The organism is Yonghaparkia sp. Soil809, assembly GCF_001429705.1.
Lineage (GTDB): Bacteria > Actinomycetota > Actinomycetes > Actinomycetales > Microbacteriaceae > Microcella.
This window is the reverse complement of record NZ_LMSV01000002.1, coordinates 981,168-1,000,692: the sequence shown is the minus strand read 5'-3', so window position 1 is coordinate 1,000,692 and position 19,525 is coordinate 981,168. Positions and strand designations below refer to the sequence as shown.

The 19,525-nt window shown below is 72.1% G+C and carries 22 protein-coding genes and 1 tRNA gene; 16 read left to right on the top strand and 7 right to left on the bottom strand.

Annotated features, from left to right (window positions below):
- Nucleotides 1-38 precede the first annotated feature (38 nt).
- Nucleotides 39-1,355 carry a hypothetical protein gene (locus tag ASG83_RS12260; protein WP_055861870.1) on the bottom strand — a complete coding sequence of 439 codons (1,317 nt, stop codon included), beginning with the start codon at nt 1,353-1,355 and terminating at the stop codon, nt 39-41.
- 310 nt (nt 1,356-1,665) lie between these two features.
- Between ASG83_RS12260 and ASG83_RS12255 the strand changes: the two genes are divergently transcribed.
- The 7 genes from ASG83_RS12255 to der are packed head-to-tail and all read left to right on the top strand — an operon-like array spanning nt 1,666 to nt 8,276.
- Nucleotides 1,666-2,562, top strand: coding sequence for a ParA family protein (locus tag ASG83_RS12255; RefSeq protein WP_055861867.1), 897 nt, complete (start codon nt 1,666-1,668; stop codon nt 2,560-2,562).
- Nucleotides 2,546-3,391 carry a ScpA family protein gene (locus tag ASG83_RS12250; RefSeq protein WP_055861863.1) on the top strand — a complete coding sequence of 282 codons (846 nt, stop codon included), beginning with the start codon at nt 2,546-2,548 and terminating at the stop codon, nt 3,389-3,391. Before ASG83_RS12255 ends, ASG83_RS12250 begins: the two co-directional genes overlap by 17 nt.
- Nucleotides 3,381-4,022: an SMC-Scp complex subunit ScpB gene (scpB, locus tag ASG83_RS12245; protein WP_082599233.1), complete on the top strand. Its 642-nt coding sequence runs from the start codon at nt 3,381-3,383 to the stop codon at nt 4,020-4,022. Before ASG83_RS12250 ends, scpB begins: the two co-directional genes overlap by 11 nt.
- Nucleotides 4,015-4,863: a pseudouridine synthase gene (locus tag ASG83_RS12240; RefSeq protein WP_082599232.1), complete on the top strand. Its 849-nt coding sequence runs from the start codon at nt 4,015-4,017 to the stop codon at nt 4,861-4,863. Before scpB ends, ASG83_RS12240 begins: the two co-directional genes overlap by 8 nt.
- Nucleotides 4,860-5,948 (top strand): prephenate dehydrogenase, encoded by a 1,089-nt coding sequence (locus ASG83_RS12235; RefSeq protein WP_055861862.1) that lies wholly within the window; start codon nt 4,860-4,862, stop codon nt 5,946-5,948. The genes ASG83_RS12240 and ASG83_RS12235 overlap by 4 nt, the downstream gene beginning before the upstream one ends.
- 43 nt (nt 5,949-5,991) lie before the next feature.
- Nucleotides 5,992-6,660 carry a (d)CMP kinase gene (gene cmk / locus ASG83_RS12230; protein ID WP_055861858.1) on the top strand — a complete coding sequence of 223 codons (669 nt, stop codon included), beginning with the start codon at nt 5,992-5,994 and terminating at the stop codon, nt 6,658-6,660.
- Nucleotides 6,661-6,716: 56 nt separating this feature from the next.
- Nucleotides 6,717-8,276 carry a ribosome biogenesis GTPase Der gene (gene der / locus ASG83_RS12225; protein WP_082599231.1) on the top strand — a complete coding sequence of 520 codons (1,560 nt, stop codon included), beginning with the start codon at nt 6,717-6,719 and terminating at the stop codon, nt 8,274-8,276.
- A gap of 247 nt (nt 8,277-8,523) precedes the next feature.
- Here the strand turns inward: der and ASG83_RS12220 are convergent, their stop codons facing one another.
- Nucleotides 8,524-9,297 carry a YqjF family protein gene (locus ASG83_RS12220; protein ID WP_235460201.1) on the bottom strand — a complete coding sequence of 258 codons (774 nt, stop codon included), beginning with the start codon at nt 9,295-9,297 and terminating at the stop codon, nt 8,524-8,526.
- Between the two features lie 73 nt (nt 9,298-9,370).
- Here ASG83_RS12220 and ASG83_RS12215 point away from each other — a divergent pair, with 73 nt between their 5' ends.
- Together ASG83_RS12215 and ASG83_RS12210 are read left to right on the top strand one after the other, a co-directional pair.
- On the top strand, nt 9,371-10,090 hold the full coding sequence (locus tag ASG83_RS12215; RefSeq protein WP_055861855.1) for a class I SAM-dependent methyltransferase: 720 nt from the start codon (nt 9,371-9,373) through the stop codon (nt 10,088-10,090).
- A 56-nt stretch (nt 10,091-10,146) separates the two neighbouring features.
- Nucleotides 10,147-10,674 (top strand): NUDIX domain-containing protein, encoded by a 528-nt coding sequence (locus ASG83_RS12210; RefSeq protein ID WP_082599230.1) that lies wholly within the window; start codon nt 10,147-10,149, stop codon nt 10,672-10,674.
- Here the strand turns inward: ASG83_RS12210 and ASG83_RS12205 are convergent.
- The gene (locus tag ASG83_RS12205; protein WP_055861852.1) at nt 10,671-10,988 is read right to left on the bottom strand and encodes a hypothetical protein; all 318 of its coding nucleotides are present in this window, start codon (nt 10,986-10,988) and stop codon (nt 10,671-10,673) included. The genes ASG83_RS12210 and ASG83_RS12205 overlap by 4 nt on opposite strands.
- 139 nt (nt 10,989-11,127) lie before the next feature.
- Between ASG83_RS12205 and ASG83_RS12200 the strand changes: the two genes are divergently transcribed.
- Nucleotides 11,128-12,729 (top strand): MFS transporter, encoded by a 1,602-nt coding sequence (locus ASG83_RS12200; RefSeq protein ID WP_082599229.1) that lies wholly within the window; start codon nt 11,128-11,130, stop codon nt 12,727-12,729.
- On the opposite strand, the gene ASG83_RS12195 is transcribed toward ASG83_RS12200, so the two are convergent.
- The 3 genes from ASG83_RS12195 to ASG83_RS12185 all read right to left on the bottom strand — a co-directional run bounded on the left by ASG83_RS12195 (nt 12,726) and on the right by ASG83_RS12185 (nt 14,097).
- Nucleotides 12,726-12,911: a hypothetical protein gene (locus tag ASG83_RS12195; protein ID WP_055861850.1), complete on the bottom strand. Its 186-nt coding sequence runs from the start codon at nt 12,909-12,911 to the stop codon at nt 12,726-12,728. The two genes, ASG83_RS12200 and ASG83_RS12195, sit on opposite strands and share 4 nt — an antisense overlap.
- Nucleotides 12,912-13,096: 185 nt before the next feature.
- The gene (locus ASG83_RS12190) at nt 13,097-13,495 is read right to left on the bottom strand and encodes an NUDIX domain-containing protein (RefSeq protein ID WP_055862190.1); all 399 of its coding nucleotides are present in this window, start codon (nt 13,493-13,495) and stop codon (nt 13,097-13,099) included.
- A complete protein-coding gene (locus ASG83_RS12185) occupies nt 13,492-14,097 on the bottom strand; it encodes a TetR/AcrR family transcriptional regulator (RefSeq protein ID WP_055861846.1) in 606 nt (201 codons plus the stop codon). The genes ASG83_RS12190 and ASG83_RS12185 overlap by 4 nt, the downstream gene beginning before the upstream one ends.
- A 133-nt stretch (nt 14,098-14,230) precedes the next feature.
- On the opposite strand from ASG83_RS12185, the gene ASG83_RS12180 reads away from it, so the two are divergent.
- Nucleotides 14,231-14,971 carry an SDR family NAD(P)-dependent oxidoreductase gene (locus tag ASG83_RS12180; RefSeq protein ID WP_055862187.1) on the top strand — a complete coding sequence of 247 codons (741 nt, stop codon included), beginning with the start codon at nt 14,231-14,233 and terminating at the stop codon, nt 14,969-14,971.
- Between the two features lie 35 nt (nt 14,972-15,006).
- Here ASG83_RS12180 and pcp read toward each other — a convergent pair whose 3' ends face one another.
- Nucleotides 15,007-15,672 (bottom strand): pyroglutamyl-peptidase I, encoded by a 666-nt coding sequence (pcp, locus tag ASG83_RS12175; protein WP_055861843.1) that lies wholly within the window; start codon nt 15,670-15,672, stop codon nt 15,007-15,009.
- Nucleotides 15,673-15,767: 95 nt separating this feature from the next.
- Between pcp and ASG83_RS12170 the strand changes: the two genes are divergently transcribed.
- From ASG83_RS12170 to ASG83_RS12150, 5 genes are all read left to right on the top strand, one after another.
- A tRNA-Pro gene (locus ASG83_RS12170) sits at nt 15,768-15,841 on the top strand.
- A gap of 230 nt (nt 15,842-16,071) precedes the next feature.
- Complete coding sequence (locus ASG83_RS12165) at nt 16,072-17,094, top strand: NADPH:quinone reductase (RefSeq protein ID WP_055861840.1); 1,023 nt, start codon at nt 16,072-16,074, stop codon at nt 17,092-17,094.
- Nucleotides 17,095-17,200: 106 nt separating this feature from the next.
- Nucleotides 17,201-17,542, top strand: a complete 342-nt coding sequence (locus tag ASG83_RS12830) for a YciI family protein (protein ID WP_162253799.1) — start codon at nt 17,201-17,203, stop codon at nt 17,540-17,542.
- Between the two features lie 14 nt (nt 17,543-17,556).
- Complete coding sequence (locus ASG83_RS12155) at nt 17,557-17,889, top strand: YciI family protein (protein ID WP_055861835.1); 333 nt, start codon at nt 17,557-17,559, stop codon at nt 17,887-17,889.
- 16 nt (nt 17,890-17,905) lie between these two features.
- On the top strand, nt 17,906-19,207 hold the full coding sequence (locus tag ASG83_RS12150; RefSeq protein WP_082599228.1) for an RNA polymerase sigma factor: 1,302 nt from the start codon (nt 17,906-17,908) through the stop codon (nt 19,205-19,207).
- Nucleotides 19,208-19,525 lie beyond the last annotated feature (318 nt).

Below are 19,525 nucleotides of genomic sequence, written 5' to 3'. Positions count from 1 at the left end.
CTCGGGCCGGCCGTAGAGCCGACGGCGGTCATCGTCGATCACGGCAGCTCCGCGTCGAACACGTTCTGCGCATCCCACTGCGCGACGACACCGTCGTCCGTCTGCACCGAGAGACCCTCCTCCTCGAAGCGCTCGGCGGGCGCGCAGCCGACGATGATCCCGTTGCCGTCCGCGCGCGTCCGGTCGTCGCGCGCGGCGAGGCAGAGCTGAGGGCGCGGGGCCGACTCCCACGGCGCGGCCTCGACCTCCACGATGAGCGCGAAGAAGCGCCAGCGGTCGAACTCACCGAGCTCGAGCGGGCCCGCGAGCACCTCGGGGTACCACGGCAGGACCTCGCGGGCGGCATCGACGTCGACGCCCGCGGCCTCGACCGACTCGACCGCGGGAAGCCCGAGCGCGCGCAGCTCGTCGAACGTCTGCACCCCGGTCTGCTCGGTCTCGAGCAGCACCTCGCCGTCGGGCATCCACCCGTACTCGATTCGCACCCCCTCCTGGTCGAAGGTCGAGACCAGGCCCGAGCGGCGGAACTCGGCCTCGCTCGTGCACGTCGTCCGGAAGCTCCAGGCGTTGTCGACGACGAGACCCGCGCACACCTCGGTGCGATCGGCGTCGAGCCATTCGCGGTACACGCCGACGCGCAGCTGGTCGTCGCGCTCGCCGAACAGGTGCGGCCCTTCCAGGATGATCGTGCCCCGCTGCTCCAGCTCGTTCTCCCAGGCGATGCTGTCGCCGGAGATCAGGCTGACCCGGTCGCCCTCCGGCACCTCCTCGGCGAACACTGCATAGGCCGGCGGGGGAGCGGTGAGCACCGCGTGGACCGTGCCACCCACCGCCGCGACGAGACCGAGCGCGAGGGCGGAGGCCCCCAGTCGCCGGATGTCGCGGCGGGTGAGACGGCGGGCGCGGGCGTGCAGCGCGGCCCCGGTTGCGCGGGCGATCGCGGCGGCGCGCTCGCCGAGGGTCGGCGGTAGGTCGTCGACATCGCCGGCGACGTCGTCGGCGACGTCGCCGGCGACAGCGTCATTCCGGCCGTCGCCGGATCCGTCGAGCGCAGGACGCTGCACGACGGGAGCGCGGTCGGCCCCGACGAGGCGGTCGGCCCCGCCGACGCGGTCGGCTGAGGCGAGGAGGTCGGGCGCGACGACGCGGTCGGGGGCGCGCTCGTCCTCGACGGCGCGGAGGCGCGCGAGCTCGGCGGCGGCCGCGGCGGCGTCCGCCGCCCCGGCGCGCGAGCTCGGGCGCGCGAAGGCGCGCCGTTCGAGGTCGCGCACGTGCGCGGCGCTCGCCGCGATCGCGGCCGTACGGGCGCCCGCGGGGGCCGGCGCGCCCGCCGGCCGCGGAGCATCCTCACTCATGACGATCAGTCAATACGCTCGCACCCGGTGACGCAACGAGCGACCCGCCGCGGTGCGAGCGGGGCGCCGGCTCCCACGTCGCTCCTGGCTCATGCGCAACTCAGGAACGGTGAGCGCCGACGGCGGGATGCGGCCCGGAAGCACGCGGGCCGAGGCAGCCGCTTCCTGAGTTGCGCACGGTCGCTGTCTCGGCGTTCGACCCCCCGCCCGCACCAGGGCGTCCCGGCCGCCCGACTCGCGCCTGTCCGGCCTGCTCGCGCCCGGCCCGTCGCGCGGCTCGACGGCCGGGCGCTCAGTAGACTCGAGCGCTATGAGCGGCAAGACGACGACGGGCACCGAGCTGCCGGGCATGACCGCGACCCCGGACGTGAAGAACGGCCCCACGGGGCGCCCCGCCCGCGAGTTCGCCGCCCCCGCCCCCCTCGACCAGCACGGCCCCGCCCGCATCATCGCCCTCTGCAATCAGAAGGGCGGCGTCGGCAAGACGACGACCACGATCAGCCTCGGCGCGAGCCTCGCCGAGTACGGCCGCCGCGTTCTCGCGATCGACTTCGACCCGCAGGGCGCGCTCTCGGCCGGTCTCGGCGTCGAGAGCCACGACGTCACGACGATCTACGACCTCCTGCTCGGCCGCGAGAAGGACACCAAGGCCGCCATCCAGCCGACGAGCGTGCCGGGCTTCGACATCATCCCCGCCAACATCGACCTGAGCGCCGCCGAGGTGCACCTCATCAACGAGGTCGCGCGCGAGCAGATCCTCGCCCGCGTGCTGCGCCCCGTCCTCGGCGACTACGACGTGATCCTCATCGACTGCCAGCCGAGCCTCGGCCTGCTGACGGTCAACGCGCTCACGGCCGCGCACGGCGTGCTGATCCCGCTCGAGTGCGAGTACTTCGCCCTCCGCGGCGTCGCCCTGCTGGTGGAGACGATCGAGAAGGTCCAGGACCGCCTGAACCCCGCCATCCAGCTCGACGGCATCATCGCGACGATGTACGACCCGCGCACGCTGCACTCGCGCGAGGTGCTCGAGCGCGTCGTCGACGCGTTCGGCGACAAGGTCTTCGAGACGGTCATCGGCCGCACCGTGAAGTTCCCCGACGCCTCGGTCGCGGGCACGCCGATCACGAGCTACGCTCCCGAGCACCCCGCCGCGAAGGCCTACCGTCAGCTGGCCCGAGAGCTGATCGACCGTGGCGCGGTCGCCTGAGCCCGAGGCTCCGGCGGCACCGACCGACGTGGCGGCGACGGATGCTCCCGCCGGGTTCCAGGTGCACCTCGCCTCCTTCGACGGACCGTTCGACCTCCTGCTGAGCCTCATCAGCAAGCGCGAGCTCGACATCACCGAGATCGCGCTGAGCGCGGTGACCGACGAGTTCCTGACCTACCTGCGCGGGCTCGACGGGCCGGACGAGCTGGAGGAGGCGAGCGAGTTCCTCGTCGTCGCCGTGACGCTGCTCGACTGGAAGATCGCGAGCCTGCTGCCGCAGGGCGAGCTCGTCGACGCGGAGGACGTCGCGCTGCTCGAGGCCCGCGACCTGCTCTTCGCCCGCCTGCTGCAGTACCGCGCGTTCAAGGAGGCGAGCGGCTGGTTCGCCGGCCGGCTCGAGGCCGAGGCCGGCCGTCATGCGCGGAGCGTGCGCCTCGAGGATCGCTTCCGCGAGCGCACGCCCGAGCTGCGCTGGACGACGAGTCTCGACGACTTCGCCGCGCTCGCGCTGCTCGCCTTCACGCCGCGCGAGATCCCGATGGTCGGGCTCGACCATCTGCACGCGCCGCTCATCTCGATCCGCGAGCAGGCCGCGCACGTCGTGAGCCTGCTGCGCCGCGGCGACCCCGTGACCTTCCGCCAGCTCATCGCCGGTGCCGACCAGAAGGGCGTCGTCGTGGCGCGCTTCCTCGCCCTGCTCGAGCTGTACCGCCACGCGGCGGTCGGCTTCGAGCAGCTCGAGCCGCTCGGCGAGCTCACCGTCCGCTGGACGGCCGAGAACTGGAGCGACGAGAACCTCGTGAACCTGGGAGCCGATTATGGCCAGTGAGACCCGCACCGACGCCGCGACCGAAGACGCGCCCGCTCTCGACGGGACGGACACCGAGAGCGCGCCCGCGGGCATCCCCGACGGCGTCGACGTTGCCCGCGCGCTCGAGGCGATCCTCATGATCGCCGACGAGCCGCAGAGCGTCGTGGGCCTCGCCGCGGGCGTCGGCCGACCGGTCGCGGATGTCCGTGCCGCCCTCGCCGCGCTCGTCGCCGATTACGACGGCGAGGTCGGCGGCCCCCGCCGCGGCTTCGAGCTGCGCGAGGTCGGCGGCGGCTGGCGGCTCTACGTCCGCGGAGAGTTCGATCAGGTGGTGCGGGACTTCGTGCACACGCAGAGCCCCGCGAAGCTGTCGCAGGCGGCGCTCGAGACGCTCGCCGTCATCGCCTACAAGCAGCCGATCAGCCGCGGCGCGATCGCCAGCATCCGCGCGGTCAACGTCGACTCGGTCGTGCGCACGCTCCTCGGCCGCGGCCTCATCACCGAGGCGTTCACCGACTCCGAGACCGGAGCGATCCACTACGCGACGACCGAGCTGCTGCTGACGCAGCTCGGCATCAACTCGCTCGACGAGCTGCCGCCGATCTCGCCGCTGCTCGACGACGGCAGCAAGGGGTTCGACGATGTCTGAGCACGATCAGCAGGAACCGCACCCGTGGGATGTCCCCGCGCACGACCGCGCGGGCGACAGCCCCACGAGCGAGCGCCTGCAGAAGGTCATGGCGGCGGCCGGCGTCGCGTCGCGCCGCGTGAGCGAGCAGATGATCATCGCCGGCCGCGTGAGCGTCAACGGCGTCGTCGTCGACGAGCTCGGCGCGCGCATCGAGCCCGGCACGGACGAGCTCGCGGTCGACGGCGTCGTGATCCAGCTCGACCAGACGAAGCGGTACATCATGCTCAACAAGCCGACGGGCGTCGTGAGCACGATGAAGGACGAGAACGGCCGCCCCGACCTGCGCCAGTTCACCGACAGGTACGAGGAGCGCCTCTACAACGTCGGCCGCCTCGACGCCGAGACGAGCGGCCTGCTGCTGCTCACGAACGACGGCGACCTCGCGCACGTGCTCGCCCACCCGAGCTTCGGCGTCGAGAAGACCTACATCGCGCAGGTGCGCGGCACCGTGTACCCGGCGACGATCCGGAAGCTCCTCGCGGGCGTCGAGCTCGACGACGGCCCGATCGCCGCCGATAAGGTTCGCGTCATGGGCGAGCCGAACGGCGGGCGCAGCATGGTCGAGCTGACGCTGCACTCCGGCCGCAATCGCATCGTGCGACGGATGCTCGCCGCCGTCGACCACCCCGTCGAGGAGCTCGTCCGGCGCCGCTTCGGCCCCCTCAATCTCGGCACCCTGCCCGTCGGCCGCACGCGCGAGCTCTCGACCGCGGAGCGCGGCGCACTGCTGACCCTCGCGCGCGACGCCCGAGCCGCACGCGCTCGCGAAACCGCCCCCGAGAGCGAGGGCGAGGAGTGAGCGACCGCCGCCTCCAGCTCGACGTCCGCGTCGTCGGCGCGGGCCTCCTCGGCACGAGCATCGGCCTCGCGCTCACCGAGAAGGGCGTCGACGTCGCGCTCGACGACCTCTCGCCCACGGCCGTCCGTCTCGCCGTCGACTACGGCGCCGGACGCCCCGCGCGCGACGACGATCGTCCGGGTCTCGTGATCGTCGCGGTGCCGCCGGATGTCACGGCCCGCACGGTCGCGCACGAGCTCGCTGCGCATCCGGACGCCCTCGTGACCGATGTCGCGAGCGTCAAGGCAGGCCCGCTGCGCGAGCTGCGCGAGCTCGGCGCCGACGTGAGCCGCTACCTCGGCACGCACCCGATGGCGGGGCGCGAGCGCGGCGGACCGATCTCGGCGCGCGCCGACCTCTTCCTCGGCCGGCCGTGGGTGCTCGCCGGCCACGACGGCATCAGCTACGTCCGCGCCGGAGCGATCGAGGACCTCATCCTCGACCTCGGCGCCGTTCCGGTCGAGATGACGGTCGACGAGCACGACGCGAGCGTCGCGATGATCAGCCACGTGCCGCAGCTCGTCTCGACGATCATGGCCGCGCGCCTCGCGGCGGCGACGGACGACGCCGTCGGTCTCGCGGGTCAGGGCGTGCGGGACGTCACGCGCATCGCCGGGAGCGACCCGGGGCTGTGGGTGCAGATCCTCGCCGCCAACGCCGACCCGGTGGCCGCGATCCTGAAGCGCGTGCGCGACGACGTGACGACCGCGATCGAGGCCCTCGAGCATCCCGATGCCCCCGGGGCGCGCCGCGCGATCGCCGACCTCATGGGCGCGGGCAACGCGGGAGTCGCGCGCATCCCCGGCAAGCACGGCTCGACCCGCCGGTACGCGCAGCTCGTCGTCATGATCGACGACACCCCCGGCCAGCTCGCGCGCCTGCTCACCGAGATCGGCGAGCTCGGCGTCAACATGGAGGACCTGCGGCTCGAGCACTCGCCGGGCGCCCAGATCGGCTTCGCCGAGGTGTCGGTCGTTCCCGAGGCGGAGGCGCCGCTCATCGCGGCCCTCACCGAGCGCGGCTGGCGCATCGCCGGCGCGAGCTGACCCCTTCACTTCCCCCTCTGACTCTGACCCCCCAGGAGACGCAGTGACCGACCTCATCGTGGCCGTCGACGGCCCCGCCGGCAGCGGCAAGTCGAGCGTGAGCCGCGAGGCCGCCCGCCGCCTCGGCTTCGGCTACCTCGACACGGGCGCCGCCTACCGCGCGCTCGCCTGGCACTGCCTCGACGAGGGCGTCGATGTCGAGGATGCCCGTGCGGTGGCGTCGCGCGTCGCCGACTTCGACTACGCGATCGGCACCGATCCCGACTTCTACTTCGTCCGCGTGGGCGGGGAGGAGATCACGAGCGACATCCGCGAGCCGCGCGTGACGGCGGTCGTGAGCGCGGTCGCGCGCGTCCCGGAGGTGCGGCAAGGGCTCACGGAGCTCTTCCGGCGCATCGCCGCCGACAGCGACAAGGCGGGCATGATCATCGAGGGGCGCGACATCACGACGGTCGTGGCACCGGATGCCCGGGCCCGCGTTCTGCTGACGGCGAGCCCGGAGGCTAGAATGGCCAGAAGGTCGGCCGAACTGGGCAGTGAGCCGACCGAGTCGACAGCGCAGCAGCTCGCCTCACGCGATGCGCAGGACCTCAAGGTCGTCGACTTCATGAACGCCGCCGAGGGTGTCACGACCCTCGATTCCACCGAGCTCGACTTCGAGCAGACGGTGCAGGCGTTGATCGATATCGTGCGCGCCGCTCCTTCCGCCTAGGGGAGGGGGCGCGGAACACGCCTCGCCGGTGGGCGAGGAGACAGTGGGAGGATCCCATGACCGCCGACCAGAACACCCCCGACGCCGTCTCGACTGACGACGGCGACGCCGAGTACCCGCAGCTGAACCAGGAGGCGGCCGAGCAGGTCGCCGCGCGCCTGGCCGAGCTCGACGACGACCTGGCGCTCGCGCGCGCGGAGTCGCTGCGCAAGGGTCTCGCCGACTACGACCTCGATGACGACGACCTGGACCTGCTCGAGAGCGCGGAGCTCGGCGAGGACGGCATCATCACGCTGCCCGCCCTGCCGGTGCTCGCGATCGTGGGCCGGCCGAACGTGGGCAAGAGCGCGCTCGTGAACCGCATCCTCGGCCGCCGGGAGGCCGTCGTGGAGGACACGCCCGGTGTCACGCGCGACCGCGTCACCTACAAGGCCGAGTGGAACGACAAGCGCTTCACCCTCGTCGACACGGGCGGCTGGGAGCCCGACGCGACGGGCATCAACGCCTCGGTCGCCGCGCAGGCGGAGGTCGCCGTCGAGCTCGCCGACGCCGTCCTGTTCGTCGTCGACGCCATCACGGGCGCGACCGCCACGGACGAGTTCGTCGTGAAGATGCTGCGCCGCTCGAAGAAGCCGGTGATCCTCGTCGGCAACAAGATCGACGACACCCGCCAGGAGCCCCTGACGGCCGAGCTCTGGGGCCTCGGCCTCGGGCAGCCGTGGCCGACGTCGGCCGTGCACGGCCGCGGCGTCGCCGACCTGCTCGACCACGTGCTCACGGTGCTTCCCGAGGTGTCGGCCGTCGCGAAGCAGGAGTTCGGCGGTCCCCGCCGCGTCGCCCTCATCGGCCGCCCGAACGTCGGCAAGTCGAGCCTGCTCAACAAGGCCGCGCGCGAGGAGCGCGTCGTCGTCAACGAGCTCGCCGGCACGACGCGCGACCCGATCGACGAGCAGATCGAGCTCGGCGGGAAGATCTGGAACTTCGTCGACACCGCCGGCATCCGCCGCCGCGTGCACCTGCAGCAGGGCAGCGACTTCTACGCCTCGCTGCGCACCGCCGCGGCGCTCGAGAAGGCGGAGGTCGCGGTCGTGCTCATCGACGTGACCGAGCCGATCAGCGAGCAGGACGTCCGCATCATCGAGCTCGTTCTCCAGTCGGGCCGCGCCCTCGTGCTCGCGTTCAACAAGTGGGACATGCTGGACGACGAGCGCCGCCGCTACCTGGAGCGCGAGATCGATCAGGATCTCGCGCACGTCGCGTGGGCGCCGCGCGTCAACATCTCGGCGCGCACGGGCCGTCACCTGGAGAAGCTGGTCCCGGCGCTCGAGCTCGCGCTCCAGTCGTGGGACACGCGCATCCCGACCGGCAAGCTCAACGCGTTCATCGCCGAGCTGACGCAGGAGCATCCGCACCCCGTCCGCAGCGGAAAGCAGCCGCGCATCCTGTTCGCGACGCAGGCGTCGACGCGCCCGCCGACCTTCGTGCTCTTCACGACCGGGTTCCTGGACCCGCAGTACCGCCGCTTCATCACGCGCCGCCTGCGCGAGGTGTGGGGCTTCGAGGGCTCGCCCATCCAGGTCAACATGCGCGTTCGGGAAAAAAGGGCACGCAAGTGACCGGCGGAGGTCATTTCTGACCTCCGCCCCGAACGCGCCGCGATCCGTCTCGGATCGCGGGCGCGAGAAGCGCCCCCGTGCGGCTCGTCCAGCGCGCAGACGCTCCGACGCGCCGCCCGCCGAAACTCGCGTGCCCGGCCAGCGCCCTCCCGTTGTTGAGGAGTGACGTAATTGGTTTTCGACACTCCTCAACAACGGTAGGTAGCGCGGCCCGCGGCGCGTCCGCGCGCGCCCGGCGACCTGCCGCTCAACTCACGCGGCGCGCGGCCGCGAACTCCGTCACGACCCCGCGGCCGATCGGCGTCGCGAGCACCGAGTCGGGCGCGCGCCCGGCGAGCCCGGGCAACCCCGCGGCCTCGAGCAGCTGATCGTCGAGCGACATCAGCGTCGCGTCGACGAGCGGCCACGGCTCGTGCGCGTTGCGCGCGTGGATCGTGCGACCGAGGTGTCGCTCGTGGAACCCCCACCGGTCGGTGAGGAAGCGGCTGAGCGGGGTGTCGACGGGCGACGCCGAGACGCGGGCGCGGATGCGCGTCGTCGGGCGATCGACGAGCGGGTGCGCGGCCCCGCTGGCGAGGCGGTGACGTCGGCTGCGGTACTCGAGCTCGTCTCCGTCGACCGTGAGCGCAGCATCCGCCCACTCATAGGGGAGACCGAACAGCGCGCGGGCGGCGAGCACCGGCGGCAGGTGCTGCGCCTCAAGCGAGCGGAAGACGACGCCGCGGTTCCCCGCCCCGTCGATCGAGTAGGTGCGGACGTTGATCTCGATGAAGGTTCCGAGGCCGGGGACGGGCGGGAGCGGCAGGAACTGGTGGCGGCCGAGCACGAATGGGATGAGGCCCACCCACGCGCTGCCGTCGAACACGTCGGGGCGCGTGCCGGCGGGGAGGAACGGGGCGACGAGCTCGGGGTCGACGCGCCAGTGGAGGAAGAGGAAGTCGCTCCAGCGCTGGCGGATGATCGCGCGACCCGGCAGCGGGGGAGCGGGAGGCCGCTCGGGCAGCGGCGCGGGGTCGGGCACGGATTCATTCTGCTCGCCGCACCCGAGCGCAAGCCCCTGCGCACCGGAGTTCGCGTGCCGTAGCGTCGCGAGGATGGAGATCGCCACGTCATTCGGCACGGCCGCCGACGCCTACGAGCGCGCCCGACCCGGCTACCCCGCCGCCGCGATCGAGTGGCTGCTGCCGCGCCCGGGCGCTCTCGTGCTCGACGTCGGCGCCGGCACCGGCAAGCTCACCGCTCAGCTCGCCCGCGCCGGTCATGCCGTGCGCGCCGTCGACCCCGACCCCACGATGCTCGCCACGCTCGCGCGTCGCCTGCCGAGCGTCGCGACTTCCGTCGGCACAGCCGAGAACCTGCCCGTCGACGATCTCTCCGTCGACGCCGTCACTTTCGGCCAGTCGTGGCACTGGGTCGACCCGACCGCCGCGAGCCGCGAAGCCGCCCGCGTGCTTCGACCCGGAGGGCGCATCGGCCTGTTCTGGAACATCCGCGACGAGACCGTCCCGTGGGTGCGCGAGCTCAGCGGCATCATGCACTCGAGCGCCGCCGAGCGCCTGCTCACGGAGGGCATGCCCGAGATCGGCGCACCCTTCCGGGCGCTCGCGCACGCCACGTGGGAGTGGACGGCGACCCTCACCATCGAGGGCCTCATGGACCTCGCCGCCTCGCGCAGCGACGTCATCGCGATGCACGACGACGAGCGCGAGCGGGTGCTCGCGGAGGTGGGCGCGCTCGGCGCACGCGTCGCGACCGCCGACGGCGACATCCTCATGCCGTACCGCACGCACGCCTTCCGGGCGATGCTGGCCTGACAGCGCCCCGCCCGGCACCCCCCGTTTCGCAGGTTTCGCGCCGTAGCCTGAGCACCATGTCGACCCCGCCCTCCGCCGCACCCGACGGAGCCGCGCGCCGCACCCCGCCGCCCCTGCCCCCGCCGCACCTGCGCGACCCCGGCGACGCGTGGGTCGAGGGCCCCGACGGCCAGCGATTCTGGGGCCGCTTCGGCGCAGCGGGCCTGCTCGCGTGGCACGCCGAGGCCGGCATCCTGCTGCAGCACCGCGCCGAGTGGTCGCACCACGGCGGTACGTGGGGCATCCCAGGAGGGGCGCGGAAGCTCGGCGAGAGCGCGTCCGACGCGGCCCTCCGCGAGTCGAACGAGGAGGCCGGCGTGCCGCTCGACGCGGTCAGCGTCCTGTTCGAGAGCGTCGTCGACCTCGGATTCTGGTCGTACACGACGGTCGTCGTCCGGGTCGACGCGCTCTTCGAGCCGGTCGTCGCCGATCTCGAGAGCCTCGAGCTGCGCTGGGTCGCGATCGAGCAGGTGGATGCCCTGCCCCTGCACCCCGGATTCGCGAGCTCGTGGCCCGCCCTCCGCGGGCGGCTGCCCGCGCTCTAGCCGTCGCGCCCGGCGGTCGTGCCGCCGCCGCCCCAGAGGGAGCCCCCGCCGTACCCGCCGGGATATCCGCTCTCGGAGTGGCTCGGGCGCGTGCCGCCGCCCGGGCCCGAGCCGCTGCTCGTGAACGACAGGCCGGCCAGGACGAGGCCGATGATGAGCAGTCCGATGCCCATCGGCGTCGAGTCGAGCAGGGTGATGAAGACGACACCCGCGACGAGCAGCACGATGCCGGTGATCAGGTAGCGCAGCTGCGGCCGACGACGCGCGGATCGGGGTTCGGATTGCGGGTGGGAGGACGACGCCGGTTCGGTCATGACCTCATTCAAGCGCTCGGTCGAGGGTTCCGCACGCATCTCGCGATGATTGCTCAGTGATGCGCCCTCCCCGCCTTTCCGCACCCGGAGTACGCTGTGGCTCGCACAGGAGGGTTCGACGGCCCTCCGGGAGGCCCTCATGGTCACCGCAGCGCTCACCCCCCTCCGACGCCGACTCGTGCTCGCGGTCGTCGCCGTCTCGCTCATGACGGTCGTCTCGGCGGTGAGCGGCCTCAACGTCGCACTGCCGAGCCTCGCGCGGGGCACCGGCGCGACGCAGACCGAGCTGACCTGGATCGTCGACGCCTACACCGTCGTCTTCGCCGGGCTTCTGCTCTCGGCCGGGGCGATCGGAGACCGGCTGGGGCGCAAGGGGATCCTCATGGTCGGGCTCGCGGTCTTCGGCGCCGCCGCCGCGACCGCCGCGTTCGTCGAGGAGCCCGCAGCGCTCATCGCCCTGCGCGCCGTCATGGGGATCGGAGCGGCAGCGATCATGCCGACGACGCTCTCGGTCATCACGACGAGCTTTCCCGTCGAGGAGCGCCCGAAGGCGATCGGCGTCTGGGTGGGCGTCGCGGGCAGCGGCGCCGTGCTCGGGCTCTTCGGCACCGGCTTGCTGCTGGAGTTCTTCGAGTGGCACTCGTTCTTCTGGCTCAACGTCGTGCTCGCGATCCTGGGCCTCATCGGGGCGACGCTCGTGATCCCGCCGAGTCGTGACGCGCATCCGCCCCGCTTCGACGGCCTCGGCGCACTGCTGTCACTCGTCGCAGTCGGCGGCATCGTGTTCGGCATCATCGAGATCGCCGCGACCGACGGCGAGGAGGCGGGGCCTATCATCGTTCTCGCTGTCGGGCTCGCCGCTCTCGTCGCGTTCGTCGCGTGGGAGTGGCGCCGGCCCGAGCCCCTGCTCGATCCGCGCCTGTTCGCCGTGCGGGCGTTCGGGGCGGGCGCGCTCACGCTCACGGTGCAGTTCTTCGCCGCGTTCGGGTTCTTCTTCACTGCGCTTCAGTACCTGCAGTTCGTGGTCGAGCTGAGCCCGCTCATGGCCGCGGTGTGCATGCTGCCGCTGCCGGTCGCGATGATCCCGCTCGCGCGGTTCGCGCCCGTGCTCGCGCAGCGCGTCGGGTACCGCAAGGTGGCGCCGGTCGGCCTCGTGCTCATGGCGGCGGGCTTCGCGACGCTCTCGCTGCTCGAGGTCGACTTCGACTACGCCGTGTTCGTCGCCGGTCTGCTGCTCTTCGGCGCAGGCATGGCTCTCGCGGGCACCCCGTCGACGACCGCGATCACGACGGCCCTCCCGCACGAGAAGCAGGGCGTCGCCTCGGCCGTCAACGACGTCGCGCGCGAATTCGGCAGCGCTCTCGGCATTGCCGTGCTCGGCAGCGTGCTCGCTGCCGTCTACCGGTCGGGCGTCGCCGACGCGGCATCCGAGCTGCCGGCGGATGCCCGCGACGCCGTCGAGGGATCGGTCGCCTTCACGCAGTCTCCGCTCGTCGACGCGCTCGGGCCCGCCGCCGAGCCCGTCGTCGCGGCGGCCCGCCAGGCGTTCCTCGACGGGACGACGACGGCCCTGCTCGTGGCGTCGGGGGTGCTGCTGGTGACCGCGGCGGTCACGGCCGTGGTCGGCCCGCGGCACGTGCCGCGAGAAGCACACGGCTCATCCACGCCGGCGCGCGCCCGTCACGCACGGGAGGGCGCGGGATCGCACGGTCGACGGTCGTCACCGGCGCGTCGTAGTTAGCTCAGCCCCCGGCCCCCGGCCCCGGGCCCACCCCCGGCCCCGCCACCGACCTCTGCCCCGCCACCACCGCCGGCGTCGCCCGGCGAGAGCGACAGCGCGATGAACACGACGCCGACGGGAAGGAAGACGAGCCCGAGCGCGACGGAGTCGAGGGTCGCCATGAAGACCGCGCCGAGCATCATGAAGGTGATGCCGATCGGCAGGTAGGCGATGTTCGGGCGCTTCGTCGCCGATGGGCGGGTGGTCCTGGTCGTCCATCCCTCCAGGAAACCTCATGTCCGTCAGCGCCGCATCCTTCGCGGGAGGGAATCTGCCCGCTCGCCGATCCGGCGCGAGGGGGAGCCGGGCCGCGACCCCGGCACCGAGGTCATTTCCCGGGCATCAGCGGCAGCATGTGCTCGGTGATGAGCGGCGCGACGGGGGTGGTCGCGAACTCGTCGGGGTGCATCCAGCGCACGTCGTCGATCTCGGCGGCCGCCACGCACGGCTCGGTGATGACGGCGCGGAACACGTCGGCGACGAGCGTCGTCGCGGCCTCGTTCGCCGCGGCGGTCGTGAAGCGGCCGAGCGGCTCGAGCGCGGCGACGGGAACGTGCACGCCGAGCTCCTCGAGCAGCTCGCGGCTGAGGGTCTCGGCGGGGGTCTCGCCGGGCTCGGGCTTGCCGCCGGGCTGCATGTAGACGGTCGTCCCGCGCTTGCGGACGACGAGCAGCCGGCCCGCGTCGTCGACGACGAGCGCGGCCGAGACGTGGATGACCGGCCTCATGCCGCGGGCCACCACGGCGGCTGCACGGCTCGCCAGCGGCGCAGCAGCAGCGCGCGGTCGCGGGGTTCCGGGTCGCGCAGCCAGTCGGTGATGACGGCGACCGTGGTCGCGGCGAGGGCGGCGGCGACGGTCTCGGCGAACCGGTCGGGGTCGTCGTCGATCGCGGGAGGCGTGAGCGCGCCGTGCTCGATAAGGAGCGCGATCGAGTGGGCGAAGTGCTCGGCGAGCATCGCGCCGAGGCCGGAGGTTCCGGCGGCGAGCTCGCGCGCGTAGACGGGGGAGTGCCGCTCGACGTGGGCGAAGACCTCGTCGGCGGAGGAGCCGATCGCGGCGACGATCGTGTCGGGGGTCGCGGGCTCGATGCAGCGGCGGCGGATCTCGTCGAGCTCGGCGCGCAGCGCGCTGCGGAGGAGGTCGGCCGGGTCGGCGCCGTGCTCGTAGATCGTCGAGCGATGGACTCCCGCGGCGCGCGCGAGGGCCGCCCCCGTGATCGCCGACGCGGGCGAGGTGCGCGCGAGCTCGAGCACCGCCGCGTGCAGCCGATCGCGCGACCGCACCCACCGCGGGTCGTGGCCGACGGGGGTCGTCTCGGCCGCGGTCATGCGGCCCATCGTATCCGTCAGCTGTCGGGGAATAGCCCTGCCTCGGCCACCGTTGCATGTAAACGACACCTGTCGAATACACCGCCGGACGCGCGACCGAACTCGCCCACCCGGCCGAGCCATGGGAGTGATCATGAACCGCCTCGAGAACCGCATCGCCCTCGTCACCGGAGCCGCGAGCGGCATCGGCCGAGCGACCGCGCTCCGCCTCGCGAGCGAGGGCGCGAGCGTCGTCGTCGCCGACCTGCAGGACGACCGAGCCGCCGCCGTCGTCGCCGAGATCGAGCAGGCCGGGGGTCGCGCGAGCGCCATGCACCTGGATGTGACGGACGAGTCGAGCTGGGCATCCGCCATCACCGCGACGACGGAGGCGTTCGGGGGCCTGGACATCCTCGTCAACAACGCCGGCATCGGCGACACCGTGCCGCTCGAGCAGAGCACGACCGACGAGTACCTGAAGGTCGTCGCGGTCACGCAGAACAGCGTCTACTTCGGCCTCAAGGCCGCCGCCGAGGCGCTCAAGGCGAGCGGCAACGGCGCCGTCGTGAACGTCTCGTCGATGTTCGGCATCGTCGGCGGCTTCGGCACCTCGCCCGCCTACGCCGCCGCGAAGGGCGCCGTGCGCACGCTCACCAAGTCGGTCGCGCTCGGCTGGGCGACGGAGGGCGTGCGGGTCAACTCGATCCACCCGGGCTTCGTCGACACGCCGATCCTGGGCGAGACCGACCGCTCGATGCTCGCCCAGACCACCCCCATGGGCCGCATCGCCCAGCCGGAGGAGCTCGCCGCCGCGATCGCCTTCCTCGTGAGCGACGACGCGTCGTTCATGACCGGCTCCGAGTTCGTCGTCGACGGCGGCTACACCGCCCGCTGACGTCGAGAGCGCCGGGGGCGCGTCCCCTGTTCAGGTCAGTGGATGCTGCCCCCGGCGACCTTCGCATCGGTCGTCGTCCGCACCGCCGTCATGATGGCGAGGCGGATGCCCCGCTCGAGCTCGTCGATCGTCATGGTCGGCACGCTCGACCCGGGCGGCACGAGGTCGGGCGTCGCGGGCACATGGATGAACCCGCCCCGCAGCCCCGGATCCCGCTCGACCGCCCCGCCCGCGAGGTATGCGACGTGGTTGCACACGAAGCTGCCCGCCGTGAGCGACAGGCTCGCCGGCAGCCCCGCCTCGGTGAGCGCGGCGACGATGGCCTTGACCGGCAGCGTCGAGAACCGAGCCGCGGGACCGCCCTCCTCGATGGCCGCGTCGATGGGCTGATCCCCGTCGTTGTCGGCGATGCGCGCGTCGTCGAGGTTGATCGCGACGCGCTCGGGCGTGATGCCGCTGCGCCCCTCCGCGAGCCCCAGCGCGATGACGACGTCGGGAGCGTGCGCCTCGATCGCCGCCATGAGCGCAGGCCCGGATGCCCGGTACGACACGGGCAGGATCACCCCGCGTACTTCGACCCCCGCCTCGGCGAGCTCGGGCTGAGGAACGCTGACGAGCCGGCGCACGACCTCACCGCTCGGGTTGGATGCGGCCCCCGCGAACGCCTCGAACCCGGTCACCAGCACGCGTGTGGTCGTCATGGGCTCCAGCCTCGCACGCGGGCCGCGCGATGCGCTCACCCCCTCCCGGATGCCGCTAGACTCTCCTACGGCCCACCCCCGCGGAGGGCCAGCCACGGGCTGTGGCGCAGCTTGGTAGCGCACTTGACTGGGGGTCAAGGGGTCGCAGGTTCAAATCCTGTCAGCCCGACAAATGCCGAAAGGGCCGTCCAAAGGACGGCCCTTTCGGCATTTCCCGGGCGTGGTGGCTCGGACCTGCGAGCAGGTGGGCCCACGGCGCGAGGGGCCCCGGGCGCGGCTCCGCCGCGTTTGGGGTAGCGGTGGGGACAAATCCCGACCTGCCAGGCAGCAACCGGCGGCGAGCACCGCTCGACGCCGAGAGCCGGGAATAGCCGCCGTCAGCGCCTCCTTGCACCGACCATGCGAGCCATCACCTTCTCCCGCCCCGGCCCCTCTTCCGTCCTCGAGCTCACCACCCGCGAGCCCGCGACCCCCGGTCCGGACGAGGTGCGCATCCGAGTCGCCGTGTCTGGCGTCAACCCGACCGACTGGAAGGCCCGCGCCAGCAAGCCGGTCGACTCCGGCGAGATGGTCCCGAATCAGGACGGCGCCGGCGTCGTCGATGCGGTCGGCTCGAACGTCGAGCACTTGAGCGTCGGCGACCGCGTCTGGCTCTTCCTTGCCGCCCACGAACGCCCGACGGGCACAGCGCAGGAATTCACCGTCCTACCGGCGAGCCGCGTCGTTCGCCTCCCCGACTGCATCGCGTTCGACGTCGCCGCGAGCCTCGGTGTTCCCGCGATGACCGCCCACCGTGCACTCACTGTGCACGAGTTCGGGCCGACGCGTCTCGCCCCCGGCAGCCTCGACGGCCGTGTGGTGCTCGTGCAGGGCGGGGCAGGGGCCGTGGGGCACGCCGCGATCCAGCTGGCGATCTGGGCTGGAGCGACCGTCATCGCCACGGTCAGCAGCGACGAGAAGGCGGCTCTCGCTAGTGCAGCGGGCGCGCATCACGTCCTCCAGTACCCGGATGGCGCGCTAGCGGCCAAGGTGCTGTCCATCGCCACCGGCGGCGTTGACCACATCGTCGAAGTCTCACTCGCGCAGAACGCCGCCTTCGACGTCGACGTGGTCGCCAACCACGGCAGCATCGCGTACTACGCGAACAACAACGGCGAGGAGTTCACCGCTCCGATCGTGGCGAGCTTCGCCAAGAACGTCCGTTGGCAGGGCCTCCTGCTCTATACGGTCGGGCCGGATGCTCTGGCCGTCGCCGCAGAGGACATCACTGCCGCGCTCGAGGCAGGTGCGTTGCCCGTGGGCGATGAGGCGGGGCTACCCCTGTCGTGGTTCCCGCTCGAGGACACGGCGGCCGCTCACGACGCCGTCGAGGCCGGAGTCACGGGCAAGGTGCTCATCCGCGTCGCGGAGGACCTCCGCTGAAGTAGTTCCACCCGCTTTTCCGCGGGACTGTGTCCTCCCACCCCACCCCGCTCCGTCGTACTGGTGTAATCACCCTCAACGGAAGGCAGGGCAGCCAGTGCGCTTCATGATCCTCATCCACTCGAACGAGACGGCCGAGGCCGCCTGGGCCGACGGCGCAAACCCCGACCTCGACTCAGCCCACGCCGCCGTGCACAACGAGCTCAAGGCGAGAAACGAGATCATCGACTCCAACGAGCTCGACACCGACAACGTCACGGTCCTTGGCCACCACAACGGCCAACCGGTCACCACGCGCGGCCCGTTCACCGAGGGCACCGAGTACATCGGCGGCTACTACATCGTCGACGTCGCCTCCCACGAGCGCGCCGTCGAGATCGCCGGCCGCTTCGCCGAGACGAAGTACTCGCCCGTCGAGGTCCGCCGCCTCATGCAAACCCCGAACTGACGAAGGAGACCACCATGGAATACCTGCTGCTGATCGTCGACGACCCTGCCGCCCCCACCTACGTCCCCGAGGAGGACAACATCCAGGAGTGGGTCGCCGACCTCGACCGGCGCGGAGCCTCCCGCGTCGGCAACCGCCTGCGCCCGCCCTCCGACGCCACGACGGTGACGGTGCGCGACGGAAAGACGATCTTCACCGACGGCCCGTTCACTGAGTCGAAGGAGACCATCGCCGGCTTCGACCTCATCGACGTCGAGAACCTCGATGAGGCGCTCGAGATCGCCGCCGCGCACCCGATGGCGCGGTTCGGTCGCATCGAGGTGCGCCCGGTCTGGCCGTTCGAGTGACTATGAACCAGGTCGGATGACCGGCCTCACGCCCGACGACGCGACGACCGAGGCGAGCGCAGTGCTCGCCGAGGTCGTCGCGTCCGAGCGCCTGCGCATTGTGGCGAGCCTCATCCGCACCACCGGCGATTGGGATCTCGCGGAGGACAGCCTCCACGACGCCGTCACCCGCGCGCTGTCGACGTGGCCCGAGCGCGGCATCCCCGACAACCCGGGCGCCTGGCTGACGACGGTGGCCAAGAACATCGCCGTCGACGCCTTCCGCAAGGTGGCCGCCGAGCGGAACACCGCCCAGCGCGTGGCAATCGAGACCGAGATCGACGCACAGGAGCACGGGGGAGAGGAGCCGACCATGCCCATCGACCCCGCCGACCCCCTGAACGACGACCGCCTGCGCCTGATCTTCACCTGCTGCCACCCGGCCCTCGCGATGGAGTCCCGCGTCGCCCTCACCCTCCGCACCGTTCTCGGCTTGAGCGTGGCCGAGACCGCGCACGTCTTCCTGGTGAGCGAGCAGACCATGCAGAAGCGGCTCGTGCGCACGCGCGGCAAGATCCGTGCGGCGGGCATCCCGTACCGCGTGCCGCCGCCGCACTTGCTGCCCGAGCGCACCGCGGGAGTGCTCGCCGTCCTCTACCTGCTCTTCACCGAGGGTTACTCCTCCGGCAGCGGAACCGACCTCATCCGCCCCGCCCTCGCCGACGAGGCGATCCGTCTCACTCGCCTCGTGGCGCAACTCATGCCGCAGCAGCCCGAGGTGCTCGCGCTGCTGGCCCTCGAACTCTTCCAGCATTCGCGCGCGGCCACGCGCCTCGACGCCGCCGGAGACATCGTGCTGCTCGAAGACCAAGACCGCTCCCGCTGGGACGCCCCCGCAATTGCCGAAGGCTCCCAGACACTCGCCGAAGCCGAGCACACCCTCCAGCACCTCAGCACCTCGCCCGGCCCCTACCTCCTCCAGGCTCAGATCGCCGCTGAGCACGCGACCGCCCCGACGGCCGCGGCGACCGACTTCGCGCGCATCGCCGCCCTCTACGCCCACCTCAGCGAGGTGGCACCGTCGCCAATCGTCGACCTCAACCGAGCGATCGCCGTGGCCTTTTCCGAGGGCCCGGATGCTGGCCTCGCCCTCCTCGACACCCTCGATCTCGACGCTCAGTTGGGGGAGTATCACCTCCTGCACGCCACCCGCGCCGACCTGCACCGCCGCTCTGGTCGCCCCGCGGATGCCCTGCCGCACTACCGCCGAGCCCTTGAGCTCGCCCCCTCCGACCCCGAGCGTCGTTTCCTCCAGCGCCGGCTCAATCAAGTGGGGTAATCGAACCCGTCCCAAGGCTCCGAGTAGGCGATGAAATTGCCTGAGTGCAGTTCGACCCGCTCGTACCCATCTTCGGTCAGATGGACGAACTGGCCGGCCCTACTTGCGATCTGCGGCTGCCCAGAACTCCGCGCGAAGATCAACCCGCACTTGGTCGCTTAGCGAGTACTCACCGAGCGCGTCCGAGAGGTCGATGAGCAGAGCTCGATCTAGTTCCCGAGGAATCGAGGGGCGACCTGCCGCGAGTTCGTGGTGTTGCGCAACCGTCGCCGCGGTCGCCCACNGCGTCAAACGTTCGCGTGGCTACTTGATTGATCG